18 protein-coding genes and 1 riboswitch are annotated in these 16,720 nt (G+C 68.4%); of the genes, 8 read left to right on the top strand and 10 right to left on the bottom strand.

Going from position 1 to position 16,720, the window contains the following annotated elements:
- Positions 1-198: 198 nt before the first annotated feature.
- The 4 genes from U9978_RS19435 to U9978_RS19420 all read right to left on the bottom strand — a co-directional run bounded on the left by U9978_RS19435 (position 199) and on the right by U9978_RS19420 (position 5,140).
- Positions 199-1,047: an FAD:protein FMN transferase gene (locus U9978_RS19435; RefSeq protein ID WP_322762560.1), complete on the bottom strand. Its 849-nt coding sequence runs from the start codon at positions 1,045-1,047 to the stop codon at positions 199-201.
- Entirely contained in the window at positions 1,044-1,625 is a 582-nt protein-coding gene (locus U9978_RS19430) for an FMN-binding protein (protein WP_322762559.1), read from the bottom strand. Before U9978_RS19430 ends, U9978_RS19435 begins: the two co-directional genes overlap by 4 nt.
- A complete protein-coding gene (locus U9978_RS19425) occupies positions 1,622-3,004 on the bottom strand; it encodes a ferric reductase-like transmembrane domain-containing protein (protein ID WP_416211052.1) in 1,383 nt (460 codons plus the stop codon). The genes U9978_RS19430 and U9978_RS19425 overlap by 4 nt, the downstream gene beginning before the upstream one ends.
- Positions 3,005-3,316: 312 nt before the next feature.
- Positions 3,317-5,140, bottom strand: a complete 1,824-nt coding sequence (locus U9978_RS19420; RefSeq protein WP_322762557.1) for a bis-aminopropyl spermidine synthase family protein — start codon at positions 5,138-5,140, stop codon at positions 3,317-3,319.
- Positions 5,141-5,320: 180 nt separating this feature from the next.
- Between U9978_RS19420 and hisD the strand changes: the two genes are divergently transcribed.
- The 5 genes from hisD to U9978_RS19395 all read left to right on the top strand — a co-directional run bounded on the left by hisD (position 5,321) and on the right by U9978_RS19395 (position 10,567).
- Positions 5,321-6,616 carry a histidinol dehydrogenase gene (hisD, locus tag U9978_RS19415; protein WP_322762556.1) on the top strand — a complete coding sequence of 432 codons (1,296 nt, stop codon included), beginning with the start codon at positions 5,321-5,323 and terminating at the stop codon, positions 6,614-6,616.
- Between the two features lie 26 nt (positions 6,617-6,642).
- On the top strand, positions 6,643-7,875 hold the full coding sequence (locus U9978_RS19410) for a histidinol-phosphate transaminase (protein WP_322762582.1): 1,233 nt from the start codon (positions 6,643-6,645) through the stop codon (positions 7,873-7,875).
- 5 nt (positions 7,876-7,880) lie between these two features.
- Complete coding sequence (gene hisB, locus U9978_RS19405) at positions 7,881-8,468, top strand: imidazoleglycerol-phosphate dehydratase HisB (protein ID WP_322762555.1); 588 nt, start codon at positions 7,881-7,883, stop codon at positions 8,466-8,468.
- Positions 8,469-8,511: 43 nt separating this feature from the next.
- Positions 8,512-9,120: an imidazole glycerol phosphate synthase subunit HisH gene (hisH, locus tag U9978_RS19400; protein ID WP_322762581.1), complete on the top strand. Its 609-nt coding sequence runs from the start codon at positions 8,512-8,514 to the stop codon at positions 9,118-9,120.
- A 226-nt stretch (positions 9,121-9,346) separates the two neighbouring features.
- Positions 9,347-10,567, top strand: coding sequence for a cytochrome P450 (locus U9978_RS19395; protein ID WP_322762554.1), 1,221 nt, complete (start codon positions 9,347-9,349; stop codon positions 10,565-10,567).
- Positions 10,568-10,663: 96 nt separating this feature from the next.
- Here the strand turns inward: U9978_RS19395 and U9978_RS19390 are convergent, their stop codons facing one another.
- On the bottom strand, positions 10,664-11,317 hold the full coding sequence (locus U9978_RS19390; RefSeq protein ID WP_322762553.1) for a SnoaL-like polyketide cyclase: 654 nt from the start codon (positions 11,315-11,317) through the stop codon (positions 10,664-10,666).
- 386 nt (positions 11,318-11,703) lie between these two features.
- On the opposite strand from U9978_RS19390, the gene U9978_RS19385 reads away from it, so the two are divergent.
- From U9978_RS19385 to U9978_RS19375, 3 genes are all read left to right on the top strand, one after another.
- Positions 11,704-12,123, top strand: coding sequence for a YccF domain-containing protein (locus U9978_RS19385; RefSeq protein ID WP_322762552.1), 420 nt, complete (start codon positions 11,704-11,706; stop codon positions 12,121-12,123).
- 95 nt (positions 12,124-12,218) lie between these two features.
- Positions 12,219-12,346, top strand: a riboswitch (cobalamin riboswitch).
- Between the two features lie 44 nt (positions 12,347-12,390).
- On the top strand, positions 12,391-12,612 hold the full coding sequence (locus U9978_RS19380; protein WP_322762580.1) for a CbtB domain-containing protein: 222 nt from the start codon (positions 12,391-12,393) through the stop codon (positions 12,610-12,612).
- 12 nt (positions 12,613-12,624) lie between these two features.
- Positions 12,625-13,377, top strand: coding sequence for a CbtA family protein (locus tag U9978_RS19375; RefSeq protein WP_322762579.1), 753 nt, complete (start codon positions 12,625-12,627; stop codon positions 13,375-13,377).
- Here the strand turns inward: U9978_RS19375 and U9978_RS19370 are convergent.
- Genes U9978_RS19370 through U9978_RS19350 form a run of 5 tightly spaced genes read right to left on the bottom strand, consistent with a single transcriptional unit; the run spans position 13,338 to position 16,693 of the window.
- Complete coding sequence (locus U9978_RS19370; RefSeq protein ID WP_322762551.1) at positions 13,338-13,754, bottom strand: PIN domain-containing protein; 417 nt, start codon at positions 13,752-13,754, stop codon at positions 13,338-13,340. The genes U9978_RS19375 and U9978_RS19370 overlap by 40 nt on opposite strands.
- On the bottom strand, positions 13,742-13,996 hold the full coding sequence (locus U9978_RS19365) for an AbrB/MazE/SpoVT family DNA-binding domain-containing protein (RefSeq protein ID WP_322762550.1): 255 nt from the start codon (positions 13,994-13,996) through the stop codon (positions 13,742-13,744). The genes U9978_RS19370 and U9978_RS19365 overlap by 13 nt, the downstream gene beginning before the upstream one ends.
- Before the next feature lie 33 nt (positions 13,997-14,029).
- Positions 14,030-14,914 carry an ABC transporter permease gene (locus U9978_RS19360; protein WP_322762549.1) on the bottom strand — a complete coding sequence of 295 codons (885 nt, stop codon included), beginning with the start codon at positions 14,912-14,914 and terminating at the stop codon, positions 14,030-14,032.
- The gene (locus U9978_RS19355) at positions 14,907-15,713 is read right to left on the bottom strand and encodes an ABC transporter permease (RefSeq protein ID WP_322762548.1); all 807 of its coding nucleotides are present in this window, start codon (positions 15,711-15,713) and stop codon (positions 14,907-14,909) included. The genes U9978_RS19360 and U9978_RS19355 overlap by 8 nt, the downstream gene beginning before the upstream one ends.
- A complete protein-coding gene (locus tag U9978_RS19350; protein WP_322762578.1) occupies positions 15,710-16,693 on the bottom strand; it encodes an ABC transporter ATP-binding protein in 984 nt (327 codons plus the stop codon). The genes U9978_RS19355 and U9978_RS19350 overlap by 4 nt, the downstream gene beginning before the upstream one ends.
- Positions 16,694-16,720: the final 27 nt, after the last annotated feature.

Below are 16,720 nucleotides of genomic sequence, written 5' to 3'. Positions count from 1 at the left end.
GTTCGGCCCGCTGGTCAGGGCCTGGTCACACGGGCCCGTACGATCGGCCGGCGAGGATTTCCCGCCAGCAACCATCCACACGAATCATGATCTATACGAGTTTGTCGTTGTGTACGCTTTTAATCCAAAAAAAGCGTACACAGCGACAAACTGGAGCCGATCTTCTCTGTTCAGAGCGCCCGGCAACAGGGGCGTGGATCACGGTGCGTGCCCCGGCCCCGCGACGCGGCGGCCGAACCCGGGCGTGGTCCGGTGGGTGCCGTCCGCGGTGACCACCAGCGCCTCGGTCCGGTCCAGGCTCGTGAGCCATGCCAGCGCATCGGCGCCGCGGGCGAACGCGGCGGTCGCGTACACGTCCGCCCACATCAGCGACGGGCCCGTCACAGTCACCGCCGACAGGGCCGAACCAGCGGGCCGGCCGGTCCTCGGGTTCACGATGTGCGCACCACGCGCCGCGCTGCCCGACGTCGCCACCCCACCCGAGCGGACGGGCAGGGTGGCGAGCACACGCGTGCTGTCGAGGGGGTCGCAGATTCCAACATTCCAGGCCGGGGATACCGGGTCGTCCACATGAGCGGCGATGTCCCCGCCTGCGCTCAGGTAGTGGTCGTGGCCGTCGATCGCCGCCAACCTCGCCGCGGCACGCTCGACCGCCCAGCCCTTGACCAGGCCGGACGGGTCGAACCAGCGGCGGCCGGCCCCGACCCGAGTTCCGGCCCCGACATCGGGCGCAGGCAACTGTGCGTTGAAGTAGCCCTCGGTGCGCCCGGCGGCGTCGGCGCACAGGTCCGAGACCTCCTGGACGAGACGGTTGCAGTCGCCCAGCCGCAGCTCGCCCCGATTCAGCATCATGATCTCGCTGTCGGGCCGGTAGGTACTGAACAGGGCGTCGACCATGCGGAGCTCGGCGAAGACCTCCGCGACGATGCGTTCGACGTCGGGGTCGCCGAGCACCCGCGGTCCCCGCAGGTGCAGGCTCACGGGCATTCCCATGATCTGTTCGATCCAGGCCCGGCGGGACATCGACCCCGCCACCCAGGCCGTCATGACAGGTGCGCCGCATCGATGGCGGACTGCAGCGAGCGGATGTAGCCGTCGCTGGTGACGGTCGCGCCGCTGACCACGTCGATCTTTGCGCTCTGGGTGGCGACGGTCTCGGAGTTGAGCACGGGGACGGCGACCCGGTTGATTTCAATGTCGCGTGGATTGTGATCCGGTACCTGCACGGTCTCGGCGCTGACGATCCGGCCGGCCTGGACGGTGATCCGTACCTGGACGACGCCCCACCTGGTGTTGACCGCGGATCCGGTCGTGGTTGTCGAGCCGCCGGATGTCATGCCGGATGTCGTGCCGGATGTGGTGCCGGATGTGGACCCGGATCCGTTGTCGGACGTCGCGGCGGAGCCGCCGGTACTGACCGCCGCGGTCGAGGCCACGGTGGCGCCGGTGCTGGTGCGGTAGCTGAACAACAGCACGAGGCCCGCGGCGGTCGAGGCGATGGCTACCACGATGCGGCGCATGTCGGAGTCCCTTCTGGGGCTGATGTGGTTGCGGTCGCGATGATGCGGCCAGATGCGGGGGACGATCGTCCCGGCGGGTCCGGTGCCCCGCCGCAGGATGGTCACCAGCTGAACCGCTCCATGTGCAACTGTTCCGATGGGACTCCGGCCAGCAGCGCCGCGTCCCGCACAGCGTCCATCCAGGCATCGGGACCGCAGATGAACACATCGTGGTCGGCGATGTCAGGCACGATCTGCCGCAGCGCGTCGTCATCCAGCAGGTGGGAGAAGCGCTCGGGCAGCCATGACGAGCGGTCCGGCGAACGATGCCCGGGCAGGTAGATGACGCGGATGCCGCGCATCGCGGCCAGCAGGTCCAGTTCGTTCCGGAAAATCAGAGCGTCTTCGGTGCTGGCCCGGTAGATCAGCGTTGCTTCGCCGGGGGAGTAGTCGAGTTCCTCCAGCAGCGCCCGGATCGGCGTGATGCCGATGCCGGAAGCCATCATCGTCACGCGGCGTCGTTGGCGGACGGCGCCGGTGAGCCGGCCGTAGGGACCTTCGATGAGTACCCGGCTGCCGGGTCGTACGTTGGCGAGCGCGGCGCTGCCGTCACCGAGATCCTTCACAGTGATCCGCAGCCAGCGCGGGTGCGCCGGCGCCGACAGCGAGTAGGGATGGCCACGGGACCAGCCGGGTCCGGTCATGAACCGCCAGATGAAGAACTGCCCGGCACTTGCGCCCAGCCGCTCGATCGCCTGGCCGCGCAGGTGCAGGGACACCACGGAGGGTGCCTCGGCGACGACTCGATCAACGACGAGGCTGTGCCGCCAGGTGCGCAACGCCGGCAGGCCGAGACGGAAGACGATGACGGCGGCGGCCGCGGCGGCGTAGATCGTCCACCAGTACACCCTTGCCCACGGGGTCGAGGTGAAGTCCGCGCCGGTCCACAGCTCGTGTGGGATGGACAGGCCCACCCCGAGGTAGGCGTACAGGTGCAGCAGGTGCCAGGATTCGTAGCGCAGCCGCCGTCGGGCCGTGCGCACCGAGGTCACGACGACCATCACCAGCATCGCGGTCCCCGCCGTCGCCAACAGCATGCCGGGATAGTCGGTGACGAGCTCCCATGCCTGCGCCACCAAGCCGGTCCGGGCCGCCGCCGCGTAACCCAAAGTGATCAGCACGATGTGGGCGAGCATCAGATTGAACGAGGTGAAACCGACCAGACGATGACGCCGGGTGAGCTGATCCTGGCCGTAGCTGCGTTCCACCCAGGGAATGCGCGCCATCAGCAGCACCTGGATGAGTAGCAGGTCCGCGGCGACCAGGCCGGTGAGTCGGCCGAGGCCGGTCAGGATGCCGCTGCTCCCGGTGAGGTCGGCGATACCCCCGTGCGCGAGCCACAGTGCCACGACGATGATCATGCTTGCGGACGCGCAGAGCCCTGCCAAGTCCCGCCACCACAGACGTGGCGCGTTCGGATGGACCACGGACAGGACCGGTGGCATGGACGTCCGGTCCGGGCGTGCGGTGGCCGCGGGCAGCTGTATGCCCAGGGATGGCCGGGTGTCAGCGGACGGCTGCGCGTCGGTGAACGGCGGTGTGTCGGTGGCCGGCTGTCGGTCTGGGGCGGCACAATCGGATGACCCCAGATGTTCGGATGACCCCAGCATCGTCAAGCTCATGGGCTGCCCTCCGTGTCCGCGCCCGGCCATGCCGGCGCTCTGACATCGATAGTGGGCAACGGGACTTGGGCGAGGCTGAACACAACCTGTGAGGTTGCTGGGTTCCCGGACCTTATTTCACCCGATTGCGGGAGTTCACCCGACTGCCGGAGTTCGCGCGGCGGCGGTCGGCCGACCGACCTGGGCCGCGATTCGCGTGATCCGTGCGATCTGGTGGCGGGGTAGGTCCATCAGCGTTGCGGCGAGCAGGCCCGGATCGGCCACGGCTGCCTCGACGGCGGCTCGGGCATCCTTTTTGGTGAGTGTGTCGCCGGCACCCCGGGTCGGGTCCCGGGTCGTCGGGTCCCGGGTCGTCGGGTCCCGGGTCGTCGGGTCCCGGGTCAGAGCCTCCGTCCAGACGTTGCCGACCTTTCCGTGGGGTCGGTCCAACAGCCAGCGGACCATGCCTTCCCCCGTGCTCAGCGGGGCGGCCTCGATCGGGGCGGCCTCGATCAGGGCAAGCCGATCATGGGGAAGCCGTCGCCAGTTCAGGCGCCATTTCGGCGCGAACAGCGCACCCAGCGCGCGAAAGCACTCGGGGTTCACAAGATCGACATGATCAACAGGGATGAGAGCGACGAGCCGGTCGGCGTTGACCGCGAGCAGCGTGCGGGCGAGCCACGGTCCCGGGTCGGCGCTCAGGTCGGCGGCCACCTGTACTCGACTGCGTCCGCTGAGCGACCTCGGCAGGCCGCCACGCAGCGCCGTGGCGAGCCGGACATGGGCGGGCCCCGCGGGAGAGGTGTCCGGGGTGCCGTCGCCGATGAACACCAGCCTGCCACCGTCGAGGCCGGCTGCGGCAGCGGCCAGCAGTTCCTGGGCAGCCGCCGGTGAGGGCCCTGCGACCGCGCTCTCCACCGCATGGCGGCCCCGAGTATAGATCGCGGCGCGACCCCGGGAAGCGGGGGTCGCGCCGGCCAGGTGCCGCCACGTCGTCGCGGTCGGCCGGCACACGTACAGGTCGCTGGTCGCGCCCACCGCCTCTGCGCCGTCGTAACCGTTGAAGTCGGCCATGATCGCCTCAACCGTGAGGTGTAGATCGCTGACGGCCCGCTGCACCTTCCAGCCGAGCGCCGGATGCAGGTCGCTGTGTCCGTAGGCGAGCAGCAGCCGCCCGCGCCGGGTGTCGCGCAGGCCGGCCAGCCCCCGATGTAGGAAGAGGGTCACGCCCTCAGGGGTGTACGGCGGATCGGTGAAGATCAGATCTGCCCAGGCCTCGGTCACGGCCGGCAGCCCGAAACGCAGGTCGGCGAACAGGCAGCGGATGTCGAGACCCCTGTCCCGGGACTGGGCGTCGATGAACTCCAGCAGCCGCTCGTCGAGGTCGACGACGGTCACCGACAGTCCCGGCACGAGGATGCAGGCAGCCAGCGAGGTGAGATCATGATCGCCGACGCACAGCAGGTGCGCTCCGGTGAGATCGTAGGTGGAGTCCATCCACAATGCGCGCCGGGCTGCGGTCTCCCCGGTTGCCGGGACGTGGTCGAGGTCGATACGCGACGGCGGTGCCGCGGCAACGAGATCTGCCATGGTGTCCGCCAGCGCGCGGTGCGCGGTGAGGCGCGCCGCGAGCGGATCACTGAGCGCGGTGCGTCGGAGCTCGTCGAAGCCGAACCGGTCACGATACGTAGCCACCAGCTGCGGTGAGATCATGACAGCGCCAGCAGGCCCGCTGGAGGTCGCAGTGCCGCTGGATGTCGCCGGGCACTCCCGCAGGTCACCGGTGAGGCAGGCGAGTACCTCTTCGACGGTACGGCGGGCCACGCCCGAGGCACGGACGAGATCGCCGATGGTCCACGGCCGTTCGGTCAGCAGCGAGACGACCCGCCGCAGTGGGCGCGCTTGCGCCCCGTAGTCGGCGACGAGGCTCTCAAGCCGGTCGAAGGCCCGTCCGCTCTGCGCAGTGCCGTGGACTGTCACTTTTCCGCCGTCACCTTCCCATCTTCACGTTTCTCTCCCACTGTCGCTTTCCCACCCTCGCAGGTCCGCACGCGCTCGGGCACCAGCGGTGCTCCGTCCTTGGAGCGCCCGGGGTGGCGACACCGGCCGACACCGGCCGACAACGGCGCACCTTGTGCGGGTACGGATACTCTCGTCGTCGTGCTGAGAAAGCTCGATCTGCGCGCGGGTCTGCCGTCGGCTCCAGCGTTGCGCGGGTTGCTGCCCCGCGCGGCGCTCGATGTCGAGGCCGCCCTCGACGCGGTCCGTTCCGTCTGTGATGACGTGCGTGACCGCGGTGATGCGGCGGTTCTCGATGCGGGCGAGCGGTTCGACGGGGTCCGCCCGGCGGCGGTGCGGGTTGCGCCCGACGCGCTCACCGACGCGCTGGACCAGCTCGACCCAGGCGTCCGCGATGCGCTGACCGAGGCCATCCGCCGCTGCCGGCTCGTCCATCGTGCGCAGCGCCGCGAGTCGTTGACGATCGACGTCGCCGCCGGGACCCGGGTCACCGAACGCTGGCTCCCGGTGGAGCGGGTGGGGTTGTACGTGCCGGGCGGGCGGGTCGCCTACCCGAGCAGCGTGGTGATGAACACGGTACCGGCGCAGGAGGCTGGCGTCGGTTCGATCGCACTGGCCTCGCCGCCGCAGGTCGAATTCGGCGGACTTCCGCATCCGACGATCCTCGCCGCCTGCGCCATGCTCGGCGTGGACGAGGTCTATGCCGCCGGTGGTGCGCAGGCGATCGCGATGTTCGCGCACGGCACGGCCGGTTGCCCGGCGGTGGACGTCGTGACGGGCCCCGGCAACATCTACGTGACCGCGGCAAAACGGTTGCTGCGTGGGCTGGTCGGGGTGGACGCCGAAGCCGGCCCGACCGAGGTGGCGATCCTCGCCGATGACACCGCGGATCCCGCCCACGTCGCGGCTGATCTCATCGCGCAGGCCGAGCACGATCCGATGGCCGCCTGCATGCTGGTCACCGCGTCCACCGAGCTGGCCGATGCGGTTGAGATCGAGCTCGCCAAGCAGGTACCGGCGACCCGCCACCGTGAGCGGGTGGAGGCCGCGCTGGCCGGCCAGGGCGTGGTCGTACTGGTCGCCGACACCGACGCGGGTCTGGCGGTGGTGAACGCCTGGGCCGCGGAACACCTGGAGATCCAGACGGCGGACGCCGCCGCGGTCGCCGCCCGGGTCCGCAACGCCGGAGCGGTGTTCGTCGGGCCGTGGGCTCCGGTTTCGCTCGGTGACTACCTCGCCGGGTCCAACCATGTCCTGCCGACCGGCGGTACGGCCCGGCACAGTGGCGGACTTTCGGTGTCTGTGTTCCAACGGCAGGTTCATGTGGTGGAGTGTGACCGTGACGCGCTCGTCCAGGTGGCTCCGCGGGTGGCCGCGCTCGGCGGAGCTGAAGATCTTATCGCCCACGTCGACGCGGTGGAGGTGCGCCTGCGATGACCGCCTATCCGATGGCAGACCATCCGATGGCAGAGCCTGATTCCGCGGCCGGCCAGCCGTTGTCTGCGGGTCGGGTGCGCACGACACGTCCGCTGACCCTTGACGAGTTGCCGCTTCGGGACGACCTACGCGGCCAGGTGCCCTACGGCGCCCCGCAGCTCGACGTTGCGGTGCTGCTCAACACCAACGAGAACCCGCACCCGCCGTCCGCCGGTCTGGTCGACGCCATGGGCAAAGCCGCGGCGCTCGCGGCCACCGAGGCCAACCGGTACCCCGACCGCCAGGCCGAGGCGCTTCGCGCGGACCTCGCCTACTACCTGACCCCGGACGCCGGCTTCGGGCTGCGGACCGATCAGGTCTGGGCGGCCAACGGGTCGAACGAGGTACTCCAGCAGCTGTGCCAGGCGTTCGGTGGCCCCGGGCGGGTCGCGCTCGGGTTCGAGCCGTCCTACACGATGCACCGGCTCATCGCGATGGCGACCGCGACCGGCTGGGTCGGTGAGCCCCGCGAAGTCGACTTCACCCTCGCTCCGGCCGCGGTGGCGCAGGCGATCCGCCGGCATCGGCCGTCCCTGGTCTTCCTCACCTCACCGAACAACCCCACCGGCACCGCGCTGCCGACCGATGTGGTGACCGCCGCATGTGATGCCGTCGGCGAGACGGGTACCGGCATGGTCGTCGTGGATGAGGCATACGCGGAGTTCCGGCGGGCCGGGGTCCCCAGCGCGCTCACGCTGCTGCCCGCAGCGCCGCGGCTGGTGGTGACACGGACGATGAGCAAGGCGTTCGCACTGGCCGGCGCCCGGGTCGGTTACCTCGCCGCGCAGCCGGCTGTCATCGACGCGTTGCAACTGGTGCGGCTGCCGTACCATCTGTCGACCTTCACCCAGGCGGTCGCGCGTACGGCGCTCGCGCATGCCGACGAGCTGCTCGGCACGGTCGAGGCGGTGAAGGCGCAACGGGACCGGATCGTGACCGAGCTGACCGGGCTCGGTTGCGCGGTGGCTCCCAGCGACGCGAACTTCGTGCTGTTCGGACGGTTCCCCGATCAGCGCGCCGTGTGGCAGGCACTGCTCGACGCGGGCGTCCTCGTCCGGGATGTCGGCTTGCCCGGCTGGTTGCGGGTCACCGCCGGGCTGCCCAGTGAGGTTGACGCATTCCTCGCTGCCACCCGCGTGCTGCTGGCCGACCCGACGATGACGCCGACGCCGACGCCGGCGTGCTCCGATCTTCAGTCGCCGGATTCCGGGAAGGAATGACGACCATGGGCCGCACCGCCCGGATCGAACGCAAGACCTTGGAATCACATGTCGTCGTCGAGCTGGACCTCGACGGCACCGGCGTGTCGTCGTCGTTCACCGACGTCCCGTTTTTCGACCACATGGTCAGCCAGCTCGGCAAGCACGGCGGCTTCGACCTGACCGTGCGCACCCGCGGCGACCTGCACGTCGACGCCCACCACACGGTCGAGGACACCGCGATCGCGTTCGGTGAGGCGTTGCGCGAGGCACTCGGCGACAAGACCGGGATCCGGCGGTTCGGTGACGCGCTGGTACCGCTGGACGAAGCGTTGGTGCAGGCGGCGGTGGACCTGTCCGGCCGGCCGTACTGCGTGGTCGTCGAGCCGGAGTTGATCGAGCTCATCGGCACCTACGACACGACGCTGACCCGCCACGTGTTCGAGTCGATAGCGGCGTCCGCGCGGATCGCGTTGCACGTGCGGGTGCTGTCGGGCCGCAACGCCCACCACGTGGTCGAGGCACAGTTCAAGGCCGTGGCGCGGGCACTACGGGACGCGGTCGCCCTCGACGGGCGGGTGGCTGGCGTGCCATCCACCAAGGGTGTGCTGTGACCGGGGCGGACGCTCGCTGTCGAGGTTTGTGCCGGTCGTGGCGGTGACCGGTCCGCGGGTGGTCGTCCTGGACTACGGATCGGGGAACCTGCGCAGTGCGCAGCGGGCGCTCGCCCGGGTCGGCGCAGACGTGACGGTGACGTCCGATCTGGCCGCAGGCGGGGCCGCGGACGGGCTCGTGGTGCCCGGGGTGGGCGCTTTTGCCGCATGCATGGCCGGAATCGCCGCGGTCGGCGGGGCGGCCGTCATCCGCGGACGGATCACCCGCGGGCAGCCGGTCCTCGGAATCTGCGTGGGCATGCAGGTCCTCTACGACCTGGGGGATGAACACGGGGTGCGGACTCCCGGCCTCGGCGTGCTCACCGGGGAGGTTCGGCGTCTGGACGCGCCGATCCTTCCGCACATGGGGTGGAACACGGTGGCCCCGCCGGCCGACACGGTACTGTTCGACGGGTTGCCGGCGGATACCCGGTTCTACTTCGTCCACTCGTATGCGGCCAAGGCGGAGCCCGGGGACACCGTGGCCGAGCACGGTGAGCCTTTTGCCGCCGCCGTGGAGCGAGGTCCGCTGTGCGCCACCCAGTTTCATCCGGAGAAGTCCGGCGACGCCGGTATCCACCTGCTCGCCAACTGGCTACGCACGCTGAGTTAGCTCGGTTGGGGCCTCCGGGCGCGCGAAAAGACCATGATCGCGCACCCTTTGGCCAGGTTAGCTCGGTTGGGGCCTCCGGGCGCGCGAAAAGACCATGATCGCGTATGACCGAAGTGATCAACTACGCAGGCCACGCCGCAGGATAGGGCCGGGTCTGCCGGCTGTGCGCCGAGCTGTACTGGTTCCATGGTGGGGTGGGGGTGTCCGCCACGGAATGGAGCGCGCGGTGGTCCCGTCCCGTCGGGTCGACGGTCACGCAGGTCGTTTCGATCCACGTAGTCCTGATCTTGTCCGTGACCCGTACCCGGTCTTCGCGGAGCTTCGGGCGGCCGGCCGGCCGGTGTGGAGCGACGAGCTCGGGATGTGGCTGGCGGCCAGGTACCGTGACGCCGACGCGGTGGTGCGCCACCGCGGACTGGGCCGGATCTACCACCCACGCCTGCCCGAGGACCTCTGGGCCGGCTTCAACAAGCTGGAGCGGGACTCCGTCCTGGGATGTGAGCCACCGAAGCACACCCGGTTGCGTGGGCTACTGGGCAAGGCGTTCGCCCGAGGCAACATCGAGCGGCTGCGGCCGCACATCCACGAGCTGTGCCAGGTCCTGCTCGACGGCGTCGCGGCGAGGACGCAGGACGGGCAACCCTTCGACCTGATCGCGGAGTTCGCCGAACCGCTCCCGGTGATGGTCATCGCGGAACTACTCGGTATTCCCGACAGCGACCGGCATCTGCTGCGTCCGTGGTCGGCGGATCTGGTGAAGATGAACGAATACGGGCGCAGTCCCGCGCAGGAGGCCGCGGCCCGGGAGGCTGCCGCCCAGTTCGGTGCCTACGTGCGCGCCCTTGCCACCGAGCGCCTCCGCTGCCCGCACGACGACCTGATCACCCATCTCGTTCAGGCGGAACAGGAGGGTGACCGGTTGACCGAGGATGAGCTGGTTGCCACGGTCGTGGTACTGCTCAACGCCGGGCACGAGGCCAGCGTCAACTGCCTCGGCAACGGGATGGTCGCGTTGCTGAGCCACCCCGAGCAACAGCGGCGGTTGGTTGAGCGGCCAGCGGAACTGGCCGCCACCGCGACGGAGGAATTCCTCCGCTTCGACTCGCCGCTGCACCTTTTCGAACGGACGGCCATGGCCGACGTGGAGATCGGGGGGGTGGTTGTGCGGACGGGGGAGCGGATCGCGGCCCTGCTCGGCTCGGCCAATCGCGACCCCGAGGTTTTCGAACGGGCCGATGAGTTCGACGTCGGCCGGGAACCGAATCCGCACGTCGCCTTCGGCGGTGGCGTCCACTTCTGCGTAGGGGCGCCGCTGGCCCGGGTGGAGCTGGCGATAGCCGTGCGCAGCCTGATGGCGCGCTTTCCCGCGCTTTCTTTCGCTGGGACCCCCGTCCGGCGTCCCACCTTCGTGCAACGTGGCTGGAGCTATCTCCCGGTCACACGTTGACGTTCTGGCCGGGCGCTCTCAGGCTGTTCCTGGCGGCTCCTGCTGTTGGTCTGTTGGTTGGCGCGGCTGACGTGGCGGAGAGCCGCGCCCCCGATTTCACGCGGAGCGTGTGCCGGCAAGCTGGCCGAGGAAGCCGCTGTTGTCGTAGAAGTGTTCGACTTCGAGCAGCCTGAGGTCGTCAGCGACACGCGCCACGCTGACCCCGAACATCTCGACGCGTTCGCCGGTCGGGTCGAACCCCTTGTACGGTCCGCTGAAGGTACCCCAGTGACGCCATTTGAAAGTGATCACAGGCGGTGGTGAGTAGACCTCCAGGACCTCCCAGAAGAAGCCGCCCGGAAGGGCCTTGAGGAAGATTTGATGGGAGGACTCGAACGTCTCGTCGCTCGCCGAGTAATAGGGGTTCTCGCCGATGAGGATGTTGTAGCTGCCTCTTTCGACAAGGTCCTGACTGTTTGCCCAGGGACCGCCGTTGACGCGGGTACGGAATTGATCGGTGACCATACTGACCCACTGGGCCGGATCTTTCTTGTGGGAGACCTCCATTTCGAAGACCTGGACCACACGCTCGACGATGTCGGCCAGGGAGCCCTTGGCGTGTTCGTGGGTACGCTCCTGGGGCATTGTCTCTTTTGACAGATGATAGTCGGGCGGTTCGCCGTCGCGCCACCGTACTCCAGCGGAACCGGCGATGACCGCGTCCCGGCCCTGCACGTGCAGCGGCTGGTCTTCGGCCTTCTCGTCGTTCATCGCGTTGCTCCTCCTGTCGTCGGGTCAAGTCCAGGATGCGTCGAGTGCCGTCCGGGGAAAATTTCCGGAACGGATGGGAGCGGTGCTGCCCAGAGCGGCCGGCAACGGGGGCGCGGCGTTGTGGGGCTTGGAGCATGCATCCTGCGTCCTCCGTCCCGATCAGGCTACTACCCGTGAGGGTAGCAGAAAACAGGACGAAGGTCCTGAATCAGCCGAACATATGGATATACCTGAATGTCGGGGGTAGAGCGTGCCGGAGAGGCCCTTGTCGAAGGGCCAGGGCGTGAAGGGTCGTGCGGCCCGCGAGATGCCGGCGATCCAGTCCCCTCGGATCCGGGTCGAGCGTGAACCGGGATCCTGGCCGTTCAGCCGGGTAGGAAGACGCCATGCGGATCGTGGGGAATGTGCTATGGCTGTTGTTCGCCGGGTTCGAGCTGGCCGTAGGCTATCTACTCGCCGGGATCGTGTGCTGCCTGCTGATTGTGACGATCCCGTTCGGGGTCGCGGCGTTCAGGTTGGCGGGCTACGTCGTCTGGCCGTTCGGCCGGGTCGTGGTCGACCAGCCGGGTGACGCGCCCGTGGCGGTCTTCCTGGTCAACCTGCTGTGGTTCCTGATCGCCGGGTGGTGGCTCGTGCTCAGTCATTTGATCTTTGGTTTGGTACTCTGCCTGACGATCATCGGCATCCCGTTCGGCGTGGCGTCGTTCAAGATGATTCCGCTGGCCATCGCGCCACTGGGTCGGCGGGTGGTTCCCCTCCGGGACCTTGATCCGGCCATCCCGGTCGCGGCATCGGTCTACAGGTGAGGGCTGTCCACAGGTGACGTAGCCCTTCGGTTCAGCTGGTCCTCTGCGCACCCGGTGAGATGAGTAACCGGTACTGCTTGACGCGAGGGGTTGGCTGCTGGTTGTCTCATTGGTGTCCGAGCGGTGGAAGCCGGTGTGAATCCGGCACGGTCGCGCCACTGTGACCGGCCCGCCCAAGGAGCGACGTCGGAAGCCAGACCCAGCGCCGGACATGCCCTGCCGAGTGGAACGCGTGATTCCTGTGGAGGTCCCGCAATGGCCCATGCAATGGCGTATCCAGCGACTGGCGATGCTCCGGTCGCCCGTCCGGCGCTGCCGACGATCCCTTTGAGTGAGCTGGCCCCGTTTGCGATTTTCGGTTCGGTCCTGGCGCTGCTGCTGCTGTACTTCGTCGGTGCGGAGCAGGGCGCCGTGTCGCTCGTGGGCGGTAGTTATGTCCATGAGTTCGTGCACGACGCTCGTCACCTGCTCGGTTTTGCCTGTCACTGAGCGGGGTCGGTGATGGTTCGCGCACTGTTGACCCGTGGAATGCTGGTCGGCGCGCTCGCCGCCCTGTGCGCCTTCGTCGTCGCCAAGGTGCTCGGGGAGAGCCAGGTCGGCCACGCGATCGCCTTCGAGTCGGCGCGGGACGCCGCCGAGGGCGTTCACGGCACGGAACTGGTCTCCCGTACGGTTCAGAGCACCATCGGTCTGTTCACCGGCCTGTTGGTGTTCGGCGTCGCAATCGGCGGGTTGTTCGCTCTCGCCTACGCCGGTGTGCAGGGCCGCCTCGGCGGTCTGGGTGCGCGGGGGACGGCGGCGTTCGTGGCGCTTGCGGGTTTCGTGGGAATGTACCTGCTGCCTGACCTGAAGTACCCGGCCAATCCGCCGTCCATCGGTAACTCCGACACCATCGGTGAGCGCACGAGCCTGTACTTCACGATGATGCTGATCTCACTGGCCGTGGTCATCGGTGGCGCTGTGACGGCTCGCCGGCTCGCGGCGAGGTTCGGCGCCTGGGATGCGGCGTTGCTCGCCATGGCCGGTGGTCTGGTGGTCGTCGGGTTGGCTTATTACCTCCTGCCACCGGTGCACGAGACCCCGCAGGGATTTCCCGCCGATGTGCTGTGGCGGTTCCGTATCGCATCCCTGGCGATTCAGGTGTCGCTGTGGACCACGATCGGCTTGCTGTTCGGGGCGCTGACCGACCGTGCGGTCCGTTCGGCGCGCAGTGATCAGAAGACGAGTTCCGCGGTGGCTCCCACTGCGGCATAGGTGGGCAGGGCACGGCGGTCAGCTGTCAACAAGCGTGCACCGGCAGCCGCGGCGCTCATCCCCACTAAGGCGTCGTACACCTGCCCGCCTGTGATTCCGGTGGCGGCGAAGGTGGTGAGGAGCCGCCGGTACTCGGCCGGGCTGAGTACGAGTGGTTCGTCAGGAAAGTCCTGCGCCAGCGCAAGCACGACGTCGGCAGCCGGGGTGGCGACCCCGCACTGAATCCTGGTGAGCACGGAAACCGTCTCGATCAGAACATGTCCGGGTAGCTGCCGGACGTTCCGTACGAGATCGAGTGACCTCTTGTGTTCGGGATGCCAGTCCGCAAGGGCTGGCACGACCACACTCGTATCGGCTGTTGTGATCAACGAGGCCATCCGCGTGACTCGTCGATCATGCGAAGTAGGTCGACGTGCTCCAGGAGTGGGGTGGGTGTACCGGTCGTGAGAACGGTACGGCCGTCCCGTTCGACGGCGACGGCCCTCGGCCCGACCGGTCGCAACGTGAGTTCGCCGTTGTGTTCTTCAACCTCGATCTGGGTGCCTGGTTTCAGGCCCATGCGCTCGCGCAGGGCTTTGGGCACTACCAGTCGGCCTGCCATGTCAATGGTTATGATCATGGTTTGAGTCTACCATCACCGCCGATAGGATGATCAGCTGCCGGTGGAGCGGTAGTGCCGCAGCCCGGTGCGCCAGGCCCCGGCGGCGAGCACAAGCCCGACACCGGCGACCAGCGGCGAGGCGAACCGGAACGCGGTCGGCAGACCGAGCGGGTCCGGCTTCGCGAGGACGTACAGTGCGGGTTGCCAGTTCAGGAACGCCAGCGGAACGATGAAGGTCAGCGTCTGCATGCCGTGTCGTCCATACAAGGACATCGGATACTGGGTCAGAAAATTCCCACCGTAGGTAACCGCGTTCATCGCCTCGGCTGCCTGTTGGACGACGAACTGGAACGCCGCGCCGGCGATCCAGATTGCGCTGAACAGACCGACACCGGTTATCACCATCACAGCTACGAGCAGCGCCCGGCCCGGGTTCCACGCAACGTCCAGCCTGGCGATCGCAAGCCCGAGTACCCCGATGCCCTGAGCGAGGCCACCGAGTCGACGTGGCGAAAAGCCGTCTGTGGCGACCTGTACGAGCAGTCCGACCGGCCGGACCAGCATCACATCCAGGCTGCCGTCCCGGATGCGTTCGCCGATCCGCTCCATCGACCCGAACAGCATGTTGGACAGCGCGAACGAGGTGGAGGACGTTCCATAGAGGAAGGCCACCTCGGCGAAGTCGAAGTCGGCGAGCCGCGGCACGTTCGCGAACAGCACCCCGATCACCGCGAGATCCAGGCCGGTCGAGAGAAACTGCCCGACCGCCAGGAGCGCCACCGACGCGCGATACTGCCAGGCCGCCCGCGTCCACATGGCGGCGAACAGGCGGTAATGGCGTACCGCTTCAAAGCGGTTATGGCATGCCTTTCCGGTTCCGGTTCCGGTTCCGGTTCCGGCGTCGGCGTCGGCGTCGGCGTCGGCGATGTCAGCCACCCTGGATCACCAGCTTCCGGGTGGCTCGGGCGGTGAGCAGCCGGCCGGTCGCGAGGAGCACGGCGGCCCACCCGGCCTGGAAGGCGAGTCCCGTGAGCACCGACAGGTCTGTCCGACTGCCCAGGAACACATCCGCCGGCACCGCCATCATGGCGGCGAACGGCAGTACCTGGGCCAGGCCCCGCAGCGTCCCGGGCATGATGGTAAGAGGAACGGCGACGCCGGAAAAGAACACCGTGCACAGGCTGTAGGCACTTTCCAGACCTCGCTGGTCGAGAAGCCAGAACGAGGCGAGGGCGATCAGGTAGCGCAGCCCGAAGCTGACCAGGAAGCCCAACACGAGGGACACGACGAACAGCCCCCAGATGCCTGGAGCGGTGGGGATGCGCAGGTCGAACAACGCTGCGGCGACCGCCATCGGCGGCACTCCGCGGAGGAGCAGTTGGATGGCGCCGCGCCCGGCGTCGTCCGCCAGCCACCAGGTCTGGAAGCTGACCGGCCTGGCCATGTCCATGGCCACGGCGCCGGACCGGATGCGCTCGGGCAGCTCGATCCCACCGCCGAACAGCGCCATGGATGTGATCAGTGCCTGCCCGAGGAAGACGAACGTGACCACCCCGGCGGTGTCGTACCCACCAAGGCCGGGCCGCTGGTGCCATACCTGGAGCAGTACGTAGGCACGGATGATCCCGAAAACGGTGTTGGTGAACGCCCCGGCGGCGGTCGCGGCCCGATAGCCGGCATAGCGGCGGGCGCTGCATCGGGCGACGGTCAGGTAGGTGGCGAGGTGGGCTGTCATCGTGAGTCGGTCTGGTGGGGCAGCGGCGGCCCGCCCGCGCCCGACGTGTAGAGCTCGGCGATGATGTCCTCGATCGCAGGCTCGCGAATCGACAGGTCCATCAGGGGGTATCTGCTGGCCACCGCGGCGACCAGCGGCGCCGCGCTTGTGGCTGCGGGGAACGCCAACCACTGGCGTGGCCCGTCGACCCGCACCACGCGGGCGCCGGCGATGTCGATCGGCGGGTGTGGCCCGGCAAGGTCGACGACCAGGGTGCGTTCTCCACCGATCTGGGCGCGTAGGTCGGTCAACAGTCCGTCGAAGCCGAGCCGGCCGTGGTCGATGACCAGCACCCGCCGGCACAGCTGCTCGATGTCGGTCATGTCGTGGGTCGTAAGCAGCACCGTTGTCCCGTGTTCACGGTTGATGTCGCCCAGGAATTCGCGTACCGCGGCCTTGGACACGACATCGAGCCCGATTGTCGGTTCATCAAGATAGATGATTTCCGGGTCGTGCAGCAGAGCGGCGGTGAGATCGCCCCGCATGCGCTGGCCGAGTGAAAGCTGGCGGACGGGAGTGTCAAGGAACGGTGCCAGTTCCAGGAGGTCGACGAAACGGTCGAAATTCTCGCGGAACCGGGTCGGCGGCACATGGTAGATACGCCGAAGCAGGTTGAAGCTGTCGCGCAACGGCAGGTCCCACCAGAGCGTGGTGCGCTGCCCGAAGACCACCCCGATTCGGCGCGCGAGCTCCATCCGCTGCCGCGACGGATCGAGCCCGCCGACCCGTAACCGACCGGCGCTGGGCACCAGGATCCCGATCAGCATCTTGATGGTCGTGGACTTTCCGGCGCCGTTCGGGCCCAGGTAGCCGACCATCTCCCCGGCCCGGATGCGAAAGGTCAGATCGACTACGGCCGGCATGTTCACCCGTTCGCGGCGAAATCGGCCAGCCCGACGGCGTAGGACGAACGTCTTCCCGACCCCGGCGACATCGATCACGACGTCGCCGGGGTCGGGAAGACGTTC

Source organism: Protofrankia sp. Cr2 (genome assembly GCF_963555885.1).
Taxonomy (GTDB): domain Bacteria; phylum Actinomycetota; class Actinomycetes; order Frankiales; family Frankiaceae; genus Protofrankia.
The sequence above is the reverse complement of the archived record's forward strand: the minus strand, read 5'-3'. Positions and strand labels throughout refer to the sequence as shown.